Source organism: Shewanella sp. MF05960 (genome assembly GCF_050849305.1).
Classification (GTDB): Bacteria; Pseudomonadota; Gammaproteobacteria; order Enterobacterales; family Shewanellaceae; genus Shewanella.
Genome location: NZ_JBOZPS010000005.1, coordinates 93,217 through 114,782 on the forward strand (window position 1 = coordinate 93,217; position 21,566 = coordinate 114,782).

The 21,566-nt window shown below is 42.4% G+C and carries 17 protein-coding genes; 9 read left to right on the plus strand and 8 right to left on the minus strand.

Annotated features, from left to right (window positions below):
• Nucleotides 1-111: 111 nt before the first annotated feature.
• The 8 genes from thiC to ACROAE_RS06700 all read left to right on the plus strand — a co-directional run bounded on the left by thiC (nucleotide 112) and on the right by ACROAE_RS06700 (nucleotide 8,637).
• Complete coding sequence (gene thiC / locus ACROAE_RS06665; protein ID WP_432400209.1) at nucleotides 112-2,079, plus strand: phosphomethylpyrimidine synthase ThiC; 1,968 nt, start codon at nucleotides 112-114, stop codon at nucleotides 2,077-2,079.
• Nucleotides 2,079-3,815 (plus strand): thiamine phosphate synthase, encoded by a 1,737-nt coding sequence (gene thiE, locus ACROAE_RS06670; protein WP_432400210.1) that lies wholly within the window; start codon nucleotides 2,079-2,081, stop codon nucleotides 3,813-3,815. Before thiC ends, thiE begins: the two co-directional genes overlap by 1 nt.
• Nucleotides 3,812-4,615, plus strand: coding sequence for a HesA/MoeB/ThiF family protein (locus tag ACROAE_RS06675; RefSeq protein WP_432400211.1), 804 nt, complete (start codon nucleotides 3,812-3,814; stop codon nucleotides 4,613-4,615). Before thiE ends, ACROAE_RS06675 begins: the two co-directional genes overlap by 4 nt.
• Before the next feature lie 25 nt (nucleotides 4,616-4,640).
• Nucleotides 4,641-4,832 carry a sulfur carrier protein ThiS gene (gene thiS, locus ACROAE_RS06680; protein WP_432400354.1) on the plus strand — a complete coding sequence of 64 codons (192 nt, stop codon included), beginning with the start codon at nucleotides 4,641-4,643 and terminating at the stop codon, nucleotides 4,830-4,832.
• A 2-nt stretch (nucleotides 4,833-4,834) separates the two neighbouring features.
• Nucleotides 4,835-5,605 (plus strand): thiazole synthase, encoded by a 771-nt coding sequence (locus tag ACROAE_RS06685; protein ID WP_432400212.1) that lies wholly within the window; start codon nucleotides 4,835-4,837, stop codon nucleotides 5,603-5,605.
• Nucleotides 5,602-6,720 carry a 2-iminoacetate synthase ThiH gene (thiH, locus tag ACROAE_RS06690; RefSeq protein ID WP_432400213.1) on the plus strand — a complete coding sequence of 373 codons (1,119 nt, stop codon included), beginning with the start codon at nucleotides 5,602-5,604 and terminating at the stop codon, nucleotides 6,718-6,720. Before ACROAE_RS06685 ends, thiH begins: the two co-directional genes overlap by 4 nt.
• Nucleotides 6,721-6,886: 166 nt before the next feature.
• Entirely contained in the window at nucleotides 6,887-7,171 is a 285-nt protein-coding gene (locus ACROAE_RS06695; RefSeq protein WP_432400214.1) for a chemotaxis protein, read from the plus strand.
• Nucleotides 7,172-7,173: 2 nt separating this feature from the next.
• Nucleotides 7,174-8,637: a putative metalloprotease CJM1_0395 family protein gene (locus ACROAE_RS06700; protein ID WP_432400215.1), complete on the plus strand. Its 1,464-nt coding sequence runs from the start codon at nucleotides 7,174-7,176 to the stop codon at nucleotides 8,635-8,637.
• A gap of 404 nt (nucleotides 8,638-9,041) precedes the next feature.
• Here the strand turns inward: ACROAE_RS06700 and ACROAE_RS06705 are convergent, their stop codons facing one another.
• From ACROAE_RS06705 to cmoA, 8 genes are all read right to left on the minus strand, one after another.
• Nucleotides 9,042-9,947 carry a LysR family transcriptional regulator gene (locus tag ACROAE_RS06705; protein ID WP_432400216.1) on the minus strand — a complete coding sequence of 302 codons (906 nt, stop codon included), beginning with the start codon at nucleotides 9,945-9,947 and terminating at the stop codon, nucleotides 9,042-9,044.
• 142 nt (nucleotides 9,948-10,089) lie between these two features.
• A complete protein-coding gene (locus ACROAE_RS06710; RefSeq protein ID WP_432400217.1) occupies nucleotides 10,090-11,250 on the minus strand; it encodes a DUF3541 domain-containing protein in 1,161 nt (386 codons plus the stop codon).
• On the minus strand, nucleotides 11,228-13,006 hold the full coding sequence (locus tag ACROAE_RS06715) for a hypothetical protein (RefSeq protein WP_432400218.1): 1,779 nt from the start codon (nucleotides 13,004-13,006) through the stop codon (nucleotides 11,228-11,230). Before ACROAE_RS06715 ends, ACROAE_RS06710 begins: the two co-directional genes overlap by 23 nt.
• Nucleotides 12,969-13,925 (minus strand): alpha-L-glutamate ligase-like protein, encoded by a 957-nt coding sequence (locus tag ACROAE_RS06720; RefSeq protein ID WP_432400219.1) that lies wholly within the window; start codon nucleotides 13,923-13,925, stop codon nucleotides 12,969-12,971. Before ACROAE_RS06720 ends, ACROAE_RS06715 begins: the two co-directional genes overlap by 38 nt.
• Nucleotides 13,925-15,433, minus strand: a complete 1,509-nt coding sequence (locus ACROAE_RS06725; RefSeq protein WP_432400220.1) for a UUP1 family membrane protein — start codon at nucleotides 15,431-15,433, stop codon at nucleotides 13,925-13,927. Before ACROAE_RS06725 ends, ACROAE_RS06720 begins: the two co-directional genes overlap by 1 nt.
• 8 nt (nucleotides 15,434-15,441) lie before the next feature.
• Nucleotides 15,442-16,215, minus strand: a complete 774-nt coding sequence (locus ACROAE_RS06730; protein ID WP_432400221.1) for an ATP-dependent zinc protease family protein — start codon at nucleotides 16,213-16,215, stop codon at nucleotides 15,442-15,444.
• A 25-nt stretch (nucleotides 16,216-16,240) separates the two neighbouring features.
• Nucleotides 16,241-17,233, minus strand: coding sequence for a tRNA 5-methoxyuridine(34)/uridine 5-oxyacetic acid(34) synthase CmoB (gene cmoB, locus ACROAE_RS06735; RefSeq protein ID WP_432400222.1), 993 nt, complete (start codon nucleotides 17,231-17,233; stop codon nucleotides 16,241-16,243).
• On the minus strand, nucleotides 17,230-17,961 hold the full coding sequence (cmoA, locus tag ACROAE_RS06740; protein ID WP_432400223.1) for a carboxy-S-adenosyl-L-methionine synthase CmoA: 732 nt from the start codon (nucleotides 17,959-17,961) through the stop codon (nucleotides 17,230-17,232). Before cmoA ends, cmoB begins: the two co-directional genes overlap by 4 nt.
• Nucleotides 17,962-18,720: 759 nt before the next feature.
• On the opposite strand from cmoA, the gene ACROAE_RS06745 reads away from it, so the two are divergent.
• Nucleotides 18,721-21,546 carry a transporter substrate-binding domain-containing protein gene (locus ACROAE_RS06745; RefSeq protein ID WP_432400224.1) on the plus strand — a complete coding sequence of 942 codons (2,826 nt, stop codon included), beginning with the start codon at nucleotides 18,721-18,723 and terminating at the stop codon, nucleotides 21,544-21,546.
• Nucleotides 21,547-21,566: the final 20 nt, after the last annotated feature.

A 21,566-nucleotide genomic window follows, 5' to 3' on the forward strand; every position in this document is an offset into this window, starting at 1 on the left:
CAGTGTCATTGTAATGATTGATTATTTATATGCGTCACAATCTTTTTGTGGCCATAGCTTTGCTCAACACCTCTCCTGACAAGCAACTCTACTCTTAAAATGAGGTTGCTAATGTCACATTCAAACCGTCGTCAGACACGAGCGAAAGCTCAACAATTTATCGATACCCTAAAACCATTACAACACCCAAATTCTGAAAAAGTCTATCTGCAAGGCAGCCGTCCCGATCTGCTGGTGGCCATGAGGCAAATCCATCAAGCCAGCACTCGAACGGGTGGCACAGATAAGCATCCTATCACTGAGACAAACCCTGCCATTATGGTTTATGACTGCGCAGGGCCTTATTCCGATCCCCATGCTGATATTGATGTCCGTCGTGGTTTAGCTCCATTACGTCTAGCCTGGATAACAGAGCGTCAAGATACTGAGCAATTAACCCATGCAAGTTCTGGCTTTACTCAGCAACGTTTAGCTGATGATGGTTTAGACCATTTACGATTTGACGGACTTAATGCGCCACGACGGGCCACAGTCGGCAAACGCGTCACGCAAATGCACTACGCTAGGCAAGGGATTATTACCCCAGAAATGGAATACATTGCCATTCGTGAAAATATGGCGCGCGCCGATGTGCATGATAGCGTACTCACACAACACGCTCCCGGTGAAGCGTTTGGGGCGCACATTGGCCAACTGATTACCCCTGAGTTCGTGCGTGATGAAGTGGCAAGAGGCAGAGCAATTATTCCGCTTAATATTAATCATCCAGAAGCTGAACCTATGATCATAGGGCGTAATTTTTTGGTTAAAGTGAATGCCAATATTGGGAATTCAGCCGTAACGTCATCGATTGAAGAAGAAGTAGAGAAGTTAGTGTGGTCAACGCGTTGGGGCGCCGACACTGTAATGGACTTATCCACGGGGCGTTATATTCATGAAACCCGCGAGTGGATCATTCGTAATTCTCCTGTGCCTATTGGTACCGTGCCTATTTATCAAGCGCTTGAGAAGGTTAATGGGGTTGCTGAGGATCTTAATTGGGAAATATTTCGCGACACACTCATAGAGCAAGCTGAGCAGGGAGTTGATTACTTTACCATCCATGCCGGCGTGTTATTACGCTATGTGCCGATGACGGCCAAGCGTCTAACGGGCATTGTCTCTCGTGGTGGTTCCATTATGGCAAAGTGGTGCTTAAGCCATCACAAAGAAAGTTTTTTGTATGAACACTTTGAAGATATTTGCCAAATTTGTGCCCAATACGATGTGTCGTTATCGCTTGGTGATGGTATGCGCCCAGGCTCTATTGCTGATGCCAATGATGAAGCGCAATTTGCTGAGTTAGCCACCCTAGGTGAGTTAGTCAAAATAGCCTGGCAATATGATGTGCAGACCATAATCGAGGGTCCCGGCCATGTGCCGATGCAACTGATTAAAGTCAATATGGAAAAACAGCTTAGTCTGTGCGACGAGGCACCATTTTACACATTAGGCCCACAAACAACGGATATTGCTCCCGGTTACGATCACTTCACATCTGGTATTGGTGCGGCAATGATGGCGTGGTATGGCGTGGCGATGTTGTGTTATGTCACTCCAAAAGAGCATTTAGGTTTACCCAATAAAGACGATGTAAAACAAGGGCTAATTGCTTACAAAATTGCAGCTCATGCCGCGGATGTTGCCAAAGGGCATCCCGGGGCACAAGTGCGTGACAATGCGTTATCTAAGGCGCGCTTTGAGTTTCGTTGGGAAGATCAATATAACCTAGGCTTAGATCCTGACACCGCACGTGCGTATCACGATGAATCCCTACCGCAAGAATCAGCAAAAGTGGCTCACTTTTGCTCTATGTGCGGGCCTAAATTTTGTTCAATGAAAATCACCCAGGAAGTGCGTGATTACGCTAAATCTCTTGAAGATGCTAACACTCATGCCAAAGTGCAACACATTGAATTAACCACGGCGACTGATTATAACACCTTGGCAATGAAGCAAAAATCGGCTGAATTTAAAGCATCGGGTTCGGCTATTTATCATGAAGTCGCTGCTGCAAAGGCTAAAGAAGGGGTGGAGTAATGGCGACAAGTACGCACGCTAAAATCGATAACCTTATGCCAAAACCCATTGTTTGGACCATTGCGGGTTCTGACAGTGGCGGCGGCGCGGGTATACAAGCTGACCTACTGACAATGCACGATCTTCAATGCCATGGTTGCAGCGTGATTAGCAGCATTACTGCGCAAAATAGTGTGAATGTGACTCTCGTTGAAGCCGTTTCTGAGCAGATGTTAATTACGCAGTTAGATACTTTATGGGCTGATTTAACGCCGGTTGCGATTAAAATTGGCTTATTGGCCAATCAACAACAAATCGATATCGTTGCAAAATGGTTATCGCGATTAAGCCGGCTTTGCACATTACCTTTTGTAGTTCTCGACCCTGTGATGGTAGCCAGCAGTGGCGCGCAATTTTGTCAGCAAGCTATCAATTTTACGCCATTTGCTGGCTTAATCAGCTTGCTCACACCAAATCAGCATGAATTGTTTCGTTTAAGCTCGACATTATTATTGGAAAATACCAATCCAAGTAATGCAGATCTCAGTAATAAAAAGCCTAGGCATAGAGATTCTAGTCACACATTAACAAATCAACAAACTTCCGATACCAATACCGATAGCAACACAGATAACGATGAACTGAGCATGATAATGGCGGCTAAATGGCTTGCTAATCATTATCGTTGTCATGTACTAGCTAAAGGTGGCGATGCTGCTTGGCAACAGCAGCTAGCCACAGATGTTTATGTGACACGTAGTGTGGCGGGGGCGAGCCACATTCATGATAATCAAGTGTTTAAACTCACCAGCCCCAGAGTGAATACTAACAATAATCATGGCAGCGGTTGTACGCTGTCATCGGCAGTAGCGTGTTTTGTTGCGCATCAATTTTTGATTCATGACGCGATTGTGTTGGCAAAAGCTTATGTCAATAAAGGTTTAAGTGACAGTTATGCTATTGGCGCAGGGCCTGGCGTATTGGCACGTTCAGGCTGGCCTAACGAATTAAGTGTGATGCCGACCATTACAAACGTTGAGGATAATAGTGCTTATCGTAGCAATAAAGCCTTTCGGCCTGTGGTGACGCCATTAGGTGTTTACCCCGTGCTGGACTCGTTATCACAGTTGCACTCGGTTCTCGAGGCTGGGTGCCGTACCGTGCAGTTTAGAGTTAAATTATCTCAACCTATTACCGAGTTAACGTTACAGGCATTAGAGCAAAATATTATTGATGCAATTACTCTAGGTCGCGATTTTAACGCGCAACTGTTTATCAATGATCACTGGCAATTAGCCATAAAACACCGTGCATTTGGGGTGCATCTTGGCCAGGAAGATTTAGCCAGTGCAAATCTGGAGGCAATAGCTGAGGCAGGTTTAGCCTTAGGTATATCGAGTCATAGCTATTTTGAGGCGTTGTTAGCCCACCAATGTAAACCGTCTTATATCGCATTAGGTCATATTTATCCTACCACAACCAAGCAAATGCCATCAGCGCCTCAAGGGGTGACTAAATTAACGCATTATGTGAATTTGTTGGGCAAACATTATCCCACTGTAGCCATTGGCGGCGTTGATGTTGAGCGTCTTGAGCGACTGGCGAGCAGTAAAGTGGGGGATGTTGCTGTTGTCAGAGCGATAACTCAAGCGAGTCATCCCAGTGAGGCATATCGTTTAATGCATCAACGTTGGCTGCAACTCACTCGAGGCCATCAAGTGCCTAAGGTTATGAGTGCGCTTAAGGAGGCGATATGAAAGCGTTAACGGACAAGCAATATCGACAGTATTCGCGCACCATGTTGCTTAACGACATTGGTGAAACAGGGCTGTTGGCGATTATAAATAGTCAGGTGGCCATTATTGGTTTGGGTGGACTCGGTCAGCTGGTGGTGCAATATCTTGCAGCTGCAGGCGTTAAGCACTTTATGCTAGTCGACCATGATGTGGTGGCGCTCGATAATTTACCAAGACAATTATTATACAGTGAGGCCGATATTGGTCAGCATAAAGTCAGTGTCGCCAAACGCACATTGAGTCGTTTGTACTCAGATGTCTATGTCAATGCGATTACCGATAAGTTAACCGAAACTAACGTTATTGAGTTTACCAAGTACTTAGATACCGACACATTGGTGTTTGATTGCACCGATAATTTAGTTGCTCGTCATGTGATTAATCAGCTTTGTGTTACTCAAGGTTTAACCCTTATTAGCGCGGCGATCAGTGCGTATCAAGGACAATTATTCTGTATCGATTTTGGCGCTAAATTAACGCATGAGAAGCAATATGGTTGTTATCGCTGTTTATACCCTGAAGATATCGACATTAAGCAAACCTGTTCGCAGCAAGGTGTACTTGGGCCAGCGGTCGGGGTTATGGCCAGTATGCAAGCGTTAGTCGGTTTGCAGCATATCTGCAATACCTTCACTCAGTACGGCATTTTACAGCGCTTTGATGCGTTAACGCTACAGTGGCATCAAGCCAAAATGAACCGTGATCTGCAATGTACATTATGCCAACAGCCGCAATTGCAGGAGTACGCAAATGAATGCTAATCAACCATCTCAATCTATCAATGTGATGATCAACGGCGTTGCAGAAACGTTGGAGGGGCACGTGACAATCTCAGAACTGTTGATATTAAAGCAGCTGCCGATTAACGCCATCGCTGTCGTGGTTAATGATGAAGTGCTACCGCGCAGCCGCTGGAACCATGTTATGTGTCAGCATGATGACTCTATTTGTGTGTTTTCTGCTGTGGCAGGAGGGTAACTATGTTAACGATTTCCGGTCATCAATTTACCTCTCGGTTATTTACTGGAACAGGTAAGTTTAGTCATCAAGACATTATGTTAGCCGCAATCGCGCAGTCTCAATCACAGTTGGTGACATTAGCGATGAAACGCATTGATTTACATGCTAACCACGACAACCTGTTAGCGCCATTGCAATCATTAGGGGTGAAATTACTGCCCAACACGGCAGGGGCTCGCAATGCCAAAGAAGCCATTTTTGCGGCGCATTTAGCCTATGAGATGCTCGGCACTAAATGGATAAAATTGGAAATCCATCCCGATCCTAAATATTTGATGCCCGATCCTATTGAAACATTACTAGCAGCAAAGCAGTTATGCGATGACGGTTTTGTGGTGCTGCCTTATGTGCATGCAGACCCTGTGTTGTGTCGACGTCTTGAAGATGTTGGCTGCGCAGCGGTTATGCCATTGGGTAGCCCAATTGGAAGTAATCAAGGGCTGGCAACAGAAACCTTTTTAAACATTATTATTGAGCAGGCACAAGTGCCGGTGATTATTGATGCTGGTATTGGCTCACCTTCTCAAGCATGCCGCGCAATGGAAATGGGCGCCGATGCTGTATTAGTTAACACCGCGATTGCCAGCAGTGCCCAACCTGAAAAAATGGCTCAATGTTTTGCTCAAGCTGTTATCGCGGGTCGACAAGCATACGAAGCGGGACTTGGGCATGTCAATCGTCAAGCTTTAGCGACCAGTCCTCTAACAGGCTTTTTGGGGCTCAATGTATGACATCATTTGTTGATGAATTTGTAACACTCAATGCCGATGCAATGTCACTGAAACTTTATTCAACGACAGCGCAAGATGTTGAGCGAGCACTATTACAGCCCACGGGTAATTTATCGAGTTTAATGGCGCTATTATCACCAGCGGCAATGGCCTATTTAGAACCCATGGCACAACAAGCCGCGGCATTAACGCGACAACGCTTTGGTGCTAACCTTGGTTTGTTTTTACCTTTGTATGTATCGAACTTATGTGCAAATGAATGTGATTATTGCGGCTTTAGCATGAGTAACAAAGTTAAGCGTAAAACATTGAGCCAAGATGAATTAAATCAAGAGATGGCTATTATTAAGCAACGTGGCTTCGATTCAGTATTGTTGGTGTCTGGCGAGCATGAAACCAAAGTCGGTATCGATTATTTTGCAGCCATTTTACCGCAGGTTAAAGCCAAGTTTAGTCACGTGGCTATGGAAGTGCAGCCACTTGAAACGGTTCATTATCAGCGTTTGGCTAAGCTTGGTCTCGATTCAGTCATGGTGTACCAGGAAACGTACCGGCCGCACACCTATGCTCAACATCATACTCGGGGTAAGAAACAAGATTTTAACTATCGATTAGCCACAGCCGACCGAATTGCTAAGGCGGGTATTGATAAAATAGGGTTAGGGGTGCTACTAGGCCTTGATGATTGGCGTCTTGATGCACTCTTTATGGGACATCACTTACAGTATCTCGAACAAACCTATTGGCGCACTCGATACAGTATTTCATTGCCAAGACTTCGGCCTTGCACCGGAGGTATTACACCCAAAGTCGAGCTCAGTGATGCCGGTTTAGTTCAGCTTATCTGTGCCTTTAGATTATTTAATCCCCAAGTCGAAATTAGCTTATCGACTAGAGAACTAGCCAGTTTACGCGATAATTTATGGGCCTTGGGGATCACTCACTTAAGTGCAGGAAGCTCGACGCAACCAGGAGGGTATTTGAACCCTAGCACCCAGCTCGATCAATTTGAAATCAGTGATGATCGCTCAGTTGAACAAGTTGTTTATCGGCTTAAACAGCTTGGTTTCAATCCCTTATGGAAAGATTGGGAGATGGCCTGGATAAATCAATAACTCACTCTGTTTGTTATGCTTAAAAACTGTACATTTATGGGTGTTTACGCCATAATAATTATTAGTTATTTTACGACTTAATTGTCACTTTTTATTTTAGCTTTAGGCTAAAATTGATACAGTAACAATACATCTTTAGATTACGGTTAATAGCCAGGAGCGTATTATGCAAGTTCAATCAGCGTATGCATCAGGTATGCAGGGATTGCAAAGTGCACAACAAGGTTTAGCGCAAGCAACCACGTCTGTGGCGATACCTGATCAACAAAAACCCGCAGTCCCAACATCAACTCAAGATACTGTTACCTTAAGTTCGCAAGCGGTAACAGCTAATGATCAGACTTCTGCATTAATTTCGGCTACTGAATCGGTAAATCAAGGGCAAGCTTCTGCCAAAGTCATTGAAGCTGCATCTGAAACGATTGGTAGTTTGATTGATATCGAAGTGTAACAATGAACGCGGTAATCAGTCCCGCATCAATGAGCGTCGCGACACCCGCGACGCATAAAAGCGGAAGTGGCCACACTTCCGTTTATGGTCGTAGTAATAGTTCACATACCAGCTCATATACAACATCTCGTAATGCATCAGCTAATATTTCAACAAGCACTCCCGTCGTTAATTCGGTAAAATCACTACGTTCAAGTCCTGTATTATCTAACACATCAATTTCAGATACACCGCTTTCAAATACAGCGCCAGTATCATCCGCATCATCTATCCAGCCAGTGAACGCAAGCTATAGCTTAAAAAGTGGCCCAATGAATATTGCAGCGGTGTTACAAAAAACGTCTGTATCCAATAGTGGTTCATCGAATGCATCTGCTCAAGTCAGTGCTCAATCGACCCATTTTCAAACAAGCACTGTACAGGCTAATACGGTTCAGTCACCAACCAATTATAAAACCACGGAATCTCAGCAGGCAACACCATTTCAACCTGTGGTATTTACTGATGTTAATGATCAACCAAGTACAGTAAACCGTTTTATATCCACAACTGAGCCTCAATCAGAAACGCCTGCAAATGGGCAGGCGATGACCAGTAATGTAACCTCAACCACGGATGCTAACGTAACTTCAAATGATGCCGAAGTAGAGCAAGCCGCAAATGAGCAATCTCAACAAGAGAGCGCAGCAGCTAAAGAGCAAATTAATAAACAAATAGCGCAGAAACAACAGCAGATAGATCAAGCTGAAGCGCAACAGATTTCTGAGTTGAGTAAACGAGATATCGAAGTGAAAACTCACGAACAAGCTCATGCAGCGGTAGGGGGAAGCTTTGCGCAAAGCCCGAGTTACGAATATGAAAAAGGTCCAGATGGCAGACGTTATGCTGTAGATGGTGAAGTCAGTATTGATGTCGCTCCTATCAGTGGTGATCCACAAGCAACCTTAAGTAAAATGCAAAAAGTTTACGCTGCGGCAATGGCGCCAGTTCAACCCTCTATGGCCGATATTCGTGTTGCAGCACAAGCAGTACAGTATATGAACGAGGCTAAACAAGCTTTAGTTGTGGAGCGTCAACAGTCGGTAATGAGTACTCAAGACAGTGAGCATATGACTGAATTAGGCCAAATCTTTAAACAACCAGATAACCGTGACCCTCTTGCTCCTTTTATGCAAAAACAATCGAATAGTGACAATACCATTGCCGCATCAGCGACTCCCTATACCAGCTCTGCTGAGCCGCTAAACTCCCAATCAATCGCCTCTAAGCCAATTGTTAACGCAACACTCACAGCTTCGCAAACCTCATCAAGTGTTACCTCGAGGGGTGCTGATATACAATCTATGTCGGCAAATGGCATTAATCAACAACTCAATTCCGCTAGTCGTTATAATCCTTATCAAAATCAACTTTTACATCAAACTTCCTCCCAGGCACAGCCACCAGGTTTTGAATTTTACGTATAATCAATCTTGTATTCATTTACTGAGGCATACCCGGCAGTTTTTGCTATTTGGAAGGCAACAAGCATGACTACAGAGCGACGCCTTATACCAATTCTATTAATTATGTGACCAATCAGAGCCACTCAGATTGTTCAGTTTGAGGCGCATTGTTGAGATAATGGTTATTCCCTTTAAGGCAATGCAACAAAGAAATGAACGGTCTGAGTGTCTCCTGTAAGGCGGGTTTCTGTGCCTTCCATGCTGCTTAATAGCATTTTGACGTAGAACAACTATGCCTACAATTCTATTACTTGCCTAGAAGACACAGAACTCCCGCTGAATGACCAGATAATTAATGGAATTGGTATTAATCAATAATCATTGGACGTATTCTGAGTGGTCACTTATTAATGCGGATTGGTATTTTACTGGTGTGGATTCATCGGTAATTTATGCTGCTGCAAAATGAGATTTTCAAGTAACTTGGAAGCAGGGCCTTGTTGATCTCTATTTGGGATGACAAGATTTAAAATGACTTTACGTTGAGTGCTGCCACGTAATTGCAAGCGAGTCAGTTGCTTAGTGGCCAATTCCTGTGCAATCACAAAACTTGGCATCCAGCAAAAACCAATGTTGCGCAGTAAAATCGATTTCGCTTCGTGAAAGTTAGACACTGTCCAACGCTGCTCGGCTTTTAGCCAACCAATATCATTACTTGATTTAAGTCCTGTGTCTTTAATGACGATTTGCAAGTGTTGGGCAAGTTGTTTGTCGTCTTCAATGTCATTGAGTTGCGCAAGAGGGTGTTCAGGATGGCAGACTAATTCAAATACCGCTTCGCATAAAGGTTCAGAAATATGACCTTTGGGTGATGCAGCACAAATGGCGATATCAACTTGGTTATTTTGTATCAACTCCTGAGTCCCGGTGATGACTGAATCGAGAATGGTGACTCGTGTGCCGCGACTTTGTGGTAAAAATGCATTCAGTGCTTCAACGAGCGTGTCTATTGGGTAGATAATCTCACGAGCAATGGTTAAATTCGGCTCCCAGCCTTGCCCTAAATTTGTCGCAAGTTGTTCTAGCTCATCAACTGACTGAGTTAAGTGACGTGAACGGCGAAGCAACACTTCGCCTTGCTCGGTGAGATAAGCTTTACGCCCCTTCACTTCAAGCAAATTAATACCGAGTTGATGTTGTAACTTTGCCACAGCATGGTTAAGCGAAGACTGGCTTTTACTCAATTGTTCAGCAGCTTGAGCATACCCGCCAAAATCAACGACTGCTTGCACGATGCGCCATTGCTCTAATGTTGATTTAGCTCTACTCATTAATGTGTCCGAATAGTATAAAAGAATGAATATTTTGACATATAAAAAAGGCAAATGCAGTGCATTTGCCTTTGATTTATTACTGTAACTTGATTAACACTTTGATTCTTATTGAGTAAAAGGTAGTTACGCCTTCGACAGATTAATGAGCATTAGTCTTGGTTGCCGTTATCTTAGGTGTGACCAGTGTTGTGGTTACTGCATTAGGTGTTACAAGCTTAGGCAGATAACGTTTAGTGCTTGAAATATCGTTCAAATATGGTCCTTTATGTAACGTCTCAGGCCAATGCAGAAGCATCATGGCTAATACGTTTCTGTGTTCACCAGACGATAAAATAGCTTCACCTTTTGGTGATGGGATCATCTTAAACTGGGGATTATAAGCCGCAATCACATGTTTTTTGACTTTATCAACGACAGGGTTATTGCCATTGCCGGTGATTAAGAAACCAATTCCCACTTCAGTAATAATATCTTCTGTGGTGTCTTTTAAAATGCGATCAATATTTTTTTCAAAGTAAGTCAAAATCCATTGATATTCTTTGGCATCTACTGGGCGTTGATAGTATCCGCTGGCGGCAAAAATAAAGTGCGTCATGCCGTATATTTTATTTTTATACTGGCTCTTGTCTAGGCTGGCATCTTCATTATCAGGATAGGCGTTGATAAACGCTTTTTTATAGGCAGAGTAATAGTCACCTACGCCCATTTGTTTAGCCCAAAAAACATAGTTAATTAATTGTGCAGCCCAGGCTTTAATCATTTTTTTGTCTGTCAATGCTGGGGCCAAATCAGCCTTTTTAAGGGTTTTTATCATTAAATCATGACATGGTCCTTTAAAGCCAAACTCATCCACACGACTGGCGTAGCGCAGTAATATGTCGCTATAAAACATAAATTCAGGGTAGGGGGCAATGGCTAACTTGCGCGCATCGCCTCGTATACCCGATTTGATTTTGGCCACTTCTTTTTGTGATTCAGCCTTACTGAAACCGGGTTTATCTAAATTACAATTGTAAAAAGCTTGTTGTTCGGCAATGGTCAACAAATCGATTAACGAACCATTAGCGTACTTATCTTCACCGGTCATACGATATTGACGTATCGCATAGTGTCCTTGCACTCGAGGAGGCAGCGAATAAAGATTGCTTTCTAAGTTTGTCTTAATCCCTTGATAAACTTGATCTGCAGTTAAATTGTGCGGGACCGTTTCAATCGACTCTTTCGCAAACGCCACACTACTTAATAAGCTAGCTGACAATATTAGATACGAGAGTGTTTTACTCTTGCGCAGTTCTAGCATGTTTAAATCTCCAAATAAGTGAATGAGGGTCTATTGGTGAGCCGATAAGTTGCATAAGTTGCTCGTTAAAAGGCAAATACGCCTCGTTAACAATCAACAGATTAAAAATATCTAGGCTTGAATGTTGGGTTGCACTTTGGGTAATGATCAATTGTGCCACAGCATCTTGCCATAGTGGAAGATAATGGCTAATTCCTTCATTAGCAATAGCTTGGTAGCTATATATTGCATCAGTGGCACTCGGCCACGATTGGCCAAAACTGTCGGCAAACGCTGCTGACAATTCAGTGTTGAATGCTAGCCAATCACTGTTATCTAAATTACCTGAAAATTGATAATAATGGAGCGCGACTTTAGATCTAAACACTCTCATTTGTTGTTGATATTGAAGTGCGAGTTGTTCTCGTTCTGAAGTGGGTGAAAATGGTTGTAATTGAGTCAGATAATGGTTTAACCATAAACTTGCAATCGCGTGCTGTTGTTTATTTTGAGTTTTATGGGCGAGCAAATAAAATTGTCCACCTTGGGCCAAAGACACAATGGCATCGCTAAGTGCTGCAATCAGTTTTTGTTGTTGTTTTTGTGTCGTCAATATTGCAGGGAAACTCAGAGCATATTGGCCAAATTGATGACCGATTACAGTTTGTTTTATGAGCTGGCCGCTAATGGATAAGGCTGATTTCGATGACTGCTGAGGTTGCTGTTGCGAGAGCGGGTAAGTGTATATCTCACCTAATAAGCGTTGCTGATGCCATATTCTAATGATATTGATGTTATCGTTTTTTGAATCACTTACAGTGTCTGGCTGAGCAATATACTCAATGCGAATTCCCAGTGGTATTAACTGATCAAATAATTGCGATAAATAACCTTGGCTAGATACCGCTTCAATCGGGGCCGCTTTTTGAGTGAGGAATAACGCTTGCGCTATATCCCAGGGAGCTATGCCGATTGACTTGGTTTGCGTATCCAAAAATCGATTAAGCATTGCAGGCGTGAGATCATAGGGTGCTAACGCAAGTTCTGCCGCGTTTAGATAACCTTGTTCGATTGCTCTTTGCTGCTGTAATTCATGAATGTAAGCCATAGCGGCAAGTAATTTGGATTTAGCGCGCAATTGATAAGCAAACCAAGCTTGTTGACGACATTGTGCGTTAGGTTGTTTAAGTAAATATTTAGCAATGTGGATATCAATGTTGGTGCTAGCTTGTTGCGTATTCTCATCGACGACAGACTGACTGGCTAATAAGCATTGTTCATCGTTGAATTGCATCTGTAATTGACGTTCGGACAACGCTTGATTGACGGTAGCCTGGGCGCTATGCAGTTTTGATTTTTCAGTCAAACTCCATTGTGTTTTTTTTACACTTTGAAGGCGTTCGGCTAATTGATTATAGGGTGCTGATAGAGAGTGTAATGAATCAATAAGCTGTTGAGTTTGATTGGCTGCGGTTAACTCATAAAGCTCATCGGCTAAATGTAATTGGCACCACAATAATCCTTGTTTGCTTAACGAGTCAGTGGCAAAAGGGCGGTAGTATTGAATACGGTCGTTAATATTATTCAGCGCAAGCGTTTGTTTTTCGAATTCGACGGCGTTGAACACACTTGAGGAAACAGGTTCTTGCTGGAGAGTGCTTAAGTCAGGTTTATATTGAAGGCACTGCTCTACAAACAGTGCCAACGGATTGGCCACAGCATTTGCTGTGGCCAATAAACTAAAACTTAGGATTACTAGAGAAATGCTTTTTAGCATAAGCCACACGTTCTTCAACTGACATTGCTGGGCCTTTCATGGCTTCAACGTGTTTAAGTCGAGGTAAAAGGCCTCTACCATTGGCTATTTGAATGGTTAACCCTGGGCGGGCGTTCAATTCAAGCAGTAATGGTCCTTTGTATTTATCCAATACCATGTCGGTACCCAGATATCCCAGCTCACACATTTCATAAGCACTCGAAGCTGTATGAAGTAAGGTTTCCCAATGTGGCACAGTCATGTTCGACAGTGGAAAGTGGGTATCTGGATGCTTATCAACAGGTAAGTCGAATTGCACCGCATGCAAGCTTTTGCCTGTCGCGATATCTAATCCGACACCAACAGCACCTTGGTGCAAGTTAGCTTTACCGTCTGATGCCGCCGTCGACAAACGCAGCATTCCCATGACTGGGAAGCCCTTAAAAACGATTAAGCGAATGTCTGGTACGCCTTCATAACTGAAGCCTTCAAATACCGGGTCGAACTCAATTAATCCTTCAACAATCGCCACATCAGGCTTACCGCCCAGTGAAAATAATCCACTGAGAATGTTAGACACATGCCGGTAAATTTCACTGTGAGTAACTTCGTGACCATTGGGCTTGTAGTAACAGCCATTGTTCACCTTAGTAATCACCATGATACCTTTACCGCCAGAACCTTTAGCTGGCTTGATAACAAAACCAGTACGGTCACTGACCATGGCTGGAATTTCTTGAATTTTATGTTGTTCGTGGACAACACCAATCAGGTCAGGAACCGCAATGTTATTAGCAAGCGCAAGTTGCTTAGTGATCAACTTATCATCAACGCGTTTATAAAATTTACGCTGATTATAACGACCAATATAGCTAATATTGCGCCTGTTCATATTCAGTACACCGCTACGGCTCAATTCCCAAGGCCAGGCGTACTTCATTATTTCTCTCCAACCAATGGTTTAAAGCGTTTTAACTCTGTTAGGCGATAACCAGTGTATTGACCCATCACTAATACCAGAGCCAAAATCACTAAGTGAATACCTAAAAAGTTAAACACCCAATGTTGTACTAATTGGTTATCCATTGCTAAGTAGGCTAGGGTTGCGACAAATAAACTGCCACCACCTGAAACGAATACCTTTTTAGGGCCTTCTTCTTCCCACAGGATAGACATACGCTCGATGGTCCATGCAAGGATGATCATCGGGAAGAATGTAATGGTTAATCCCTCACTTAAACCTAGCTTGAATGAAATCAGCGTGAATAAACCGATGATAAATATCACCACAATTATGACCGCGGATATTCGGGATATGAGCAGTAAATTGAGGGTGGACAGATAGGAACGGATCATTAAGCCAAATGCCACAATCAGTAAGAAACCAATTAAGCCAGTCAGTAACGTTGTTTGAATAAAGGCTAAGGCAATTAACACAGGCATAAAGGTACCTGATGTTTTAATCCCCACGATTACCCGTAAAAATACTACAACTAATACTCCGATAGGGATTAAGAGAATACCTTTAAACGTGCTTTGTTCTTCAAGGGGTAATTGATATAACGAAAAATCCCACACATCATCATTCATCATCATATCAATAGATGTTGCTAATGCAGAACGTGTGTCTTGCAGCATTGAGAAGTTAACTAATGAATTAGTGCCGCCCATGACATCAAGTACGGAGTGGCCAGCATATTCCCACAACACGAGAGTGTTATCGCGACCTTTTTTGTTATTTGGTACATCAAATAACACCCATTCACCGTCATTATACACTTGCACGTAAGATGAAAGTTGTTGGCGACGACGTTGATCTTCTAATTGTAAGCCATTGACAATGCGCGCAGGGACACCTTTAGAGTGCAGCATATGCAAAAACAAATTAGTTGAAGTGTTTGCCGACAATAACAATGCCATGTTTTGGCTTTGATCAGCGTCGTTGATTAGATTCATCAATTGTTGAGCAAACGACAGATTAGTGGCACTACGGCCCCATACTTCTTCGGTGATCTGCTCAGCCGCTGACTTCTCTGTTGCTGGCCATAAGTAGGTATCGGGTGCGAGAGGCTCTTCAGTTGCTTCGATGTTTAATTTACCTGTAGGGACCAAAGTCACTCGGTAATATAAGGCTTGTGGGCCTGAAGCTTCACGAATTGACCATACAGCACGACGATTAGCCACATCGTTAGAAATGGTTAAGCCGTAACCTGGTGATGTCGCGTTTTCAACGAGCACATCAAACGCAGGATCGTTCGGTAATGAAAAGTTGACTTCAGCTGGTTGATTGTTACCAACAAAACTGACTTTAGCGTCTACAGCCCAACTTTGAACCTGGTCACCAGGCAAGAAAGGCACATTGTGCTCAATTCCACGGTAAATACTTGTGCTGATGCCGATGATAAATAGCAGCGCAACAAAGATGTAAAACGGTTTACGAGAATGCATTACTGATCCTATTTATTTAACGTGGTTATTTGGTCTTTTGCTTTACCGTGGATATAGATTTGGCCTACATCAACAACAGCAATATCTTTCATAAACTTGCGACCTAGTAATAATGGATAGTCTAGGTGGCTTCGATCAACAAGGTTTAAATCTGTTTCTGCTGAATATTTACCTATTTTTAAATGCGCGTGGATCACTGGACGACGATCATCATCTGAATCAACGTCTTGTTTAATACGAACAAACTTTTCTACTTTTGATTCAAAGGTATTCGCGGGTTGGTCAATACCATTGGTCATTACGTCATAACGAGCCCATTGTACGCCGTCACGCTCAAATAATACGATATTTCGTGCATCTAAAGAAGACGACTCAGCCCCAGTGTCAATACGGGTAGCAAACTTAGCTTTCACTTCATCGACATAAACGCTTTCAACTTCACCTAAAATAAATTTCTCACCAATGGTGGCTTCAGAACATTGATCTGGAATGGCAATCGGTCTTACTCGTTGGGGTGGTGGCATCACAATCGTCTTTGGACGTTCGGCCATCGCGGTGCTGACTTGGGTTTTTAATTTTCTCATTTCAGCAGACAGCGCACTAATTTCTACACTTTGTTGAGCACATTGAGCATTAATGGCGTCAATAACGACAGTTTGTGTATTAACCAGACTGCTATTCAACTCAGCATTAGTCAGTGGTGGTGTCATTGGTTTTTGAGTGGCTGTACAACCCGATATAAGGGCTGCTGCAACGGATAGAGCAAGTACCTGCTTTAACATGTCAATTCCTGTTGAATAGTAATATTTAAACTAAATCGTGATTCGGTTGATTCTTGGTAGCAATAATGATGGCCCGTTTGGGGGCGGGATAACCTTCAACAGTTAAACTCGCATCATCGGGGTCGAGATAATCGACAAGTGATTCATTTTTCATCCACTGGGTGCTACGTTGCTCATTTAGTGAGGTGACATCAATATCGACACAACGGATATCGGTAAACTCACACTTTTTTAACCATAACATTAAGGCCGCAACAGAGGGGATAAACCACACGTTGTTCATTTTGCCGTATCTGTCTAAGGGGACAAGAACTGCGTTCTCATCGCCATCAATAACGAGTGTTTCAAGGACTAATTCACCGCCCATTCTTAATTGATCACGCAGTTGTAATAAGTGATCAATTGGTGAACGGCGATGATATAACACCCCCATTGAAAATACAGTGTCAAATGCATCCAGTGGCGGTAATTCTTCAATGCCTAATGGCAATAAGTGTACAGGGTGTTGATTACCGGCCAAGCGTTTAATGGCTTCAAACTGACACAAAAAAAGGGGGGACGGGTCAATACCCACCACCCTTGCTGCGCCTTCACCTAACATACGCCACATATGGTAACCGCTGCCACAACCGACATCGAGCACGGTACGGTTTTTCAAAGGCGATATATGTCCTTTTACTCTATCCCATTTCCAGTCACTGCGCCATTCTGTATCAATTTCAATACCATGGACAGTAAACGGACCTTTACGCCAAGGTTGAAATACCGCCAGTAAGTTACTGAGCTTTTCAGTTTGTCCTGGGCTCAGTTGTTCGCCAGAACCAATGGTTACGCTACTCGTAAATTCAACGGTGTCTGGCTGTGGGTAATTAAGTTTATTGAGGACTTTTTCCCACTTAGGTAAATTACCGTGTTTATGGTCGCGTTGCCATTGGCCTAAAATAGAGGGCAAATTTTCTAACCAATGTTGCAAGTTAGAGTCGGCAATGTCTTTGTAAAAAGAACTAAAACTAATCATTTAATCGCTACCATTGATGCAAAATTAAAGCATTGGAACCACACTGAAAAATGTGAGAAACCGTTTTCTGTTAACCGTTGTTGATGCACCGTTAAACTGTCTGGACGCATCACATTTTCAAGGGCGCTGCGTTTTTGACTGATTTCAAGTTCACTGTAGCCGTTAGCCCGCTTAAAATTTAAATGCAGGCTGTCTAACAAGCTTTGAATTTGATCGTCTTCAAAATACAATTTTTCTGATATCACTAAAATGCCACCTGGAAGCATACCGTCATAAATACGCTTGATGAGCGCGTCACGATCGTTGATAGGTAAAAATTGTAGCGTAAAGTTTAACACCACCATTGAGGCATTTTGAATCTCGATATTTCTTATATCGGCGCATAATAAATTAACTTGGGTATCGCTAACATAAGCCGCTAGATTTTCCTTGCAGCGGTCTATCATCGATTGACTATTATCAACGGCATAAATTTGGCATTCTCGACCTTCAATTTGACGACGAATGCTCAAGGTAGCAGATCCTAACGAACTCCCAAGATCATAGACATTACTGTTTGGCGTTACGAAGCGATCGGCAAAATCACCAATCGTATTGATTATTTGTGCGTAACCTGGGACAGAACGACGGATCATGTCATTAAATACACCAGCAACTCGCTGATCAAATTGAAAATCGGCTATCTGATCGGCAGCGTGAGCGTAAATCGTATCTTGTTGAGAGTTCATGAGCTGTTATGTGGAAAAATTCTGCGTGTATTTTAGCTAATCATGGTGAATGGCAGCAAGCATCCTGCTAGTATTTTGTGAGTTTTTTTTCAAATAGTTCATTATAGTGTTAATACTTTTGATTTAGGCTGCTATTTATCGCTGTTAATCTGTACAGTAATGGTCGTTGACTTTCGTCAGCGCCTTCCAAAGTAAATTATTTTGATTGGTCGACTCTCCGCTATTGACTATAAAAACAACAACAGGGCATGTTAACAAGATAAAATTAGCGCGATCATCTTAAAAATAATGATATTATTTATTCAGCATTACATAAATATAACAATTGGATTGTCGCGGTCGTGTTCAACAAGAAAAGCGAGTATTCGCCATCTTATTAACTTTGTTTAACACTCTAGGGCCTGTTGATCTTTTCTGGTTGAATTTTGTTTGAGTTAAAAACGTTTTAATCGAGGCGAATGGATTGATGCCTAGTCATCTAAGCAAAGTTCATTCAACAAAGAGTAAAACGTTTTTAGCCGAACCCTACGGGCAGCGTTTGTTGGCCATTTTTACTGCGTTATCGACTTTTTATGTAGAATAACTACACCTCAAAGTCTCTGCCGCGCAGTTGTATATGTGAGTAGTGGCCAACAATTTGCTGCTAAAACAACCTCGAAAGATCTACAGGCCCTAATGTATGTCGCGAATAACAACAGAATATCGCGTATAAAAACAAGCTTGTTTATTCATCAAAATTAAAAGTATTAGGGAAAAAACTTGAAATTGATATCTTGGGCGCTGGCATTCATGTTGATGTCGCTATGCTTGCCTGCCACTGCCGTTCATGCCGATGAGGATGCTAAGCTGTATTCTCCTGAGCCCTTAGTGATTGTCATGGGCGAAGACACTTATCCTTTTGAATATTTAGATGAGCAGGGTAATGCTGCAGGTATATTAGTTGACTTGTGGCGTGAGTGGTCAACGATTACCAATACCAAGGTACGATTTGTGGCTCGACATTGGCTGGCCTCTTTAACGCAACTTGAACAAAAGCATGCTGATGTTCATATTGGCATGACTGAAACGGCAGAACGCTCACGCGTATTTGATTTTGCACACCCTTTTACTACCTTAAATGCCTATCTTTATGTTCATAAATCCATTAACAGTAAAAAGCGCATTAGTGATTTAATTCCTTATCAAATTGGCATCGTTGATGGCTCATCTCATGAAGTGATGCTTAAAGATCTTGAGCCAAGATTAAGTTTTAAGCGTTATAAAAACCGAGAGCAATTACTGCAAGCAGCCGCCAATGGCGATTTATTTGTTTTCGCAGGGATTGAAGGTTATCAACGTAATGTCGCATTAGAGCAAGATATTGCCGCTAACTTTTACAGTTCATCTCGTATTCTCATCAAAAAAATAGGGTTATCTCCTGCTGTAAATAAAGGTAATCAACAACTTATCGACAAAATCAATCATGGTTTTGAATTAATTTCTCCTAAAGTGATTAAGCAAATTGAGCGTCGCTGGCTTGGGTATCATAAACAAACCTCTGGTGTCGTTATTGCCATGCAAAATGGGGTAGAGCCCTATGCTGATATGGGGACGGATGGGCTACCGGCAGGGATGTTAGTGGACCTATGGAAATTATGGTCTAAAAAAACTGGTATCAATATCGACTTTGTCACAGGTGATATGAATAGCACGATTGACGATGTCAAAACGGGTGTGGCGGATGTTCAGATTGGCTACCCAGAAAGTAAAGAAATGCGCTCAGGTTTGAAACAAGCGTGGCATATTATTTCTGTTAAAAGTCGTTTTTTTAGCCGTAAACAACACATTGAAAATATCGAACAATCGACCATGAGGATTGGCGTATTTCCAACTGCACCGTATATCGGGCAAGTTAAAAGCGCATTTCCTAAAGCTCAATTACGTTTTTACGATACGTTAGATGAAATGATTAAAGCAGTACATAACGATGAGATTATCGGTTTTGTATCTTCTGCAGCGATGACATCACACTATTTATTAGCCAATAAACTCTGGGCTGAGTTTCACCAATATACCAATATAGAATTTATTACAGACATGTATACGCTAACGCGTATTGATGACAGCGGACTAGCCGATCGAATTAAAGCGGGCTTTAATTTAATTTCGGTTGAAGAACAAATACAAATTGAACGTAAATGGCTTATTAATCCAGACGACCGCTTTTTTACTGGAAGCGCAAGTAAAATCAAATTAACAACCCAGCAAAAGCAATACATTAGCAGTTTAGGTGCCATTAAAATGGGTTACCTTAAAAATTGGGCTCCAATGGAGTTTCAAGGCAAAAATGGTCAGTTTTTAGGGGTCAATGCCGACATTAAAAATTTACTCGTTAAGCAGCTTAATCTCACCATTATTCCTGTTGCCTATGACGATTTTGGTAAAATGGTAAATGATTTAACTAAAGGCGAAATCCATTTAGTCGCGAGCATGGCACAAACCCCCTCAAGAGAGAATACGCTTGCATTTTCGTCGCCTTATTGGCCATCACCTTGGGCGATAGTGACCTCGTTAACTCAGCCGCCTATTTTTAATATTTCGCAAGTTGCCGGTAAACGTTTAGCGGTTGTCGATGGTTACCATATTATTGATCAATTACGCCAACAATATCCGGGAATAGAGCTGGTTATCGTGGCAGATACCAAAGACGGTATTAATGCGGTGATTAATGGCCGTGCAGATATGTTTGTTGAGCAAGTTGCCACATTGGCCGCCACCCTTAAAGGCGGGCAATACCCCAGTTTAAAATTGTCTTTAGTCGCTGAATTAACAGAACAGCATAGCCGAATAGGTTTATTCCCAGGCGTTAAAGATTTAGTGCCATTGATTGATCGTGTTATTGCGACAGTGGATGAAAACGAACAGCAAAATATGTATCAAAAGTGGGTGGCACTGGATTTAAATAGTGACTCGTTATTATACCAACGGTGGTTAAAAATATCGGTGGTAGGTTTTGTTATTTTGGCGCTTATTGCCTTGGTTATTTTAATGTCGAATCGACGGTTAAATAACGAAATAGAAAAAAGAATTAAAGCCGAAGATAACCTTAAATTTATGGCCAATCATGATAACGTAACGGGCCTGCCCAATCGTAATTTACTGGAAGACAGGCTCGAGCAAGCGGTATTGACACATCATCGTGACAATCAACGCTTTGCATTATTATTTATCGATTTGGATGGTTTTAAAGTGGTTAACGACCTTCATGGTCATCATGTTGGCGACAAACTATTGCATCGTGTCGGGGTGTTATTGTCTAAATGTGCACGAGAGTCTGATACCGTTGCCCGATTCGGTGGTGATGAGTTTGTATTACTACTCAACCATATCGACAGTAAAGGCAGCGCGCGACAAGTGGCAGACAACATATTATTAGCCTTTAAAAAGCCAATAATAATAGACGGCATTAGTGTCAATATTTCAGCCAGTATCGGTATTGCCGTATTTGCCGACGATGCCGATACCGCACTGTCGTTACTCAAAACCGCGGATCAGTTAATGTATCAAGCTAAAAAAATTGGCGGCCATCAATTTAAAATGAACTAGTGCTAAGGTTTTGTTGGTTT

Coding starts and splice junctions, on each gene's coding strand:
- ACROAE_RS06730 (WP_432400221.1), bottom strand. CDS start 16,215: ATGTTAAAGCAGGTACTTGCTCTATCCGTTGCAGCAGCCCTTATATCG.
- ACROAE_RS06715 (WP_432400218.1), bottom strand. CDS start 13,006: ATGCTAAAAAGCATTTCTCTAGTAATCCTAAGTTTTAGTTTATTGGCC.
- ACROAE_RS06725 (WP_432400220.1), bottom strand. CDS start 15,433: ATGCATTCTCGTAAACCGTTTTACATCTTTGTTGCGCTGCTATTTATC.
- ACROAE_RS06700 (WP_432400215.1), top strand. CDS start 7,174: ATGAACGCGGTAATCAGTCCCGCATCAATGAGCGTCGCGACACCCGCG.
- ACROAE_RS06720 (WP_432400219.1), bottom strand. CDS start 13,925: ATGAAGTACGCCTGGCCTTGGGAATTGAGCCGTAGCGGTGTACTGAAT.
- ACROAE_RS06685 (WP_432400212.1), top strand. CDS start 4,835: ATGTTAACGATTTCCGGTCATCAATTTACCTCTCGGTTATTTACTGGA.
- thiS (WP_432400354.1), top strand. CDS start 4,641: ATGATCAACGGCGTTGCAGAAACGTTGGAGGGGCACGTGACAATCTCA.
- thiE (WP_432400210.1), top strand. CDS start 2,079: ATGGCGACAAGTACGCACGCTAAAATCGATAACCTTATGCCAAAACCC.
- thiH (WP_432400213.1), top strand. CDS start 5,602: ATGACATCATTTGTTGATGAATTTGTAACACTCAATGCCGATGCAATG.
- ACROAE_RS06675 (WP_432400211.1), top strand. CDS start 3,812: ATGAAAGCGTTAACGGACAAGCAATATCGACAGTATTCGCGCACCATG.
- ACROAE_RS06695 (WP_432400214.1), top strand. CDS start 6,887: ATGCAAGTTCAATCAGCGTATGCATCAGGTATGCAGGGATTGCAAAGT.
- thiC (WP_432400209.1), top strand. CDS start 112: ATGTCACATTCAAACCGTCGTCAGACACGAGCGAAAGCTCAACAATTT.
- cmoA (WP_432400223.1), bottom strand. CDS start 17,961: ATGAACTCTCAACAAGATACGATTTACGCTCACGCTGCCGATCAGATA.
- ACROAE_RS06710 (WP_432400217.1), bottom strand. CDS start 11,250: ATGCTAGAACTGCGCAAGAGTAAAACACTCTCGTATCTAATATTGTCA.
- ACROAE_RS06705 (WP_432400216.1), bottom strand. CDS start 9,947: ATGAGTAGAGCTAAATCAACATTAGAGCAATGGCGCATCGTGCAAGCA.
- cmoB (WP_432400222.1), bottom strand. CDS start 17,233: ATGATTAGTTTTAGTTCTTTTTACAAAGACATTGCCGACTCTAACTTG.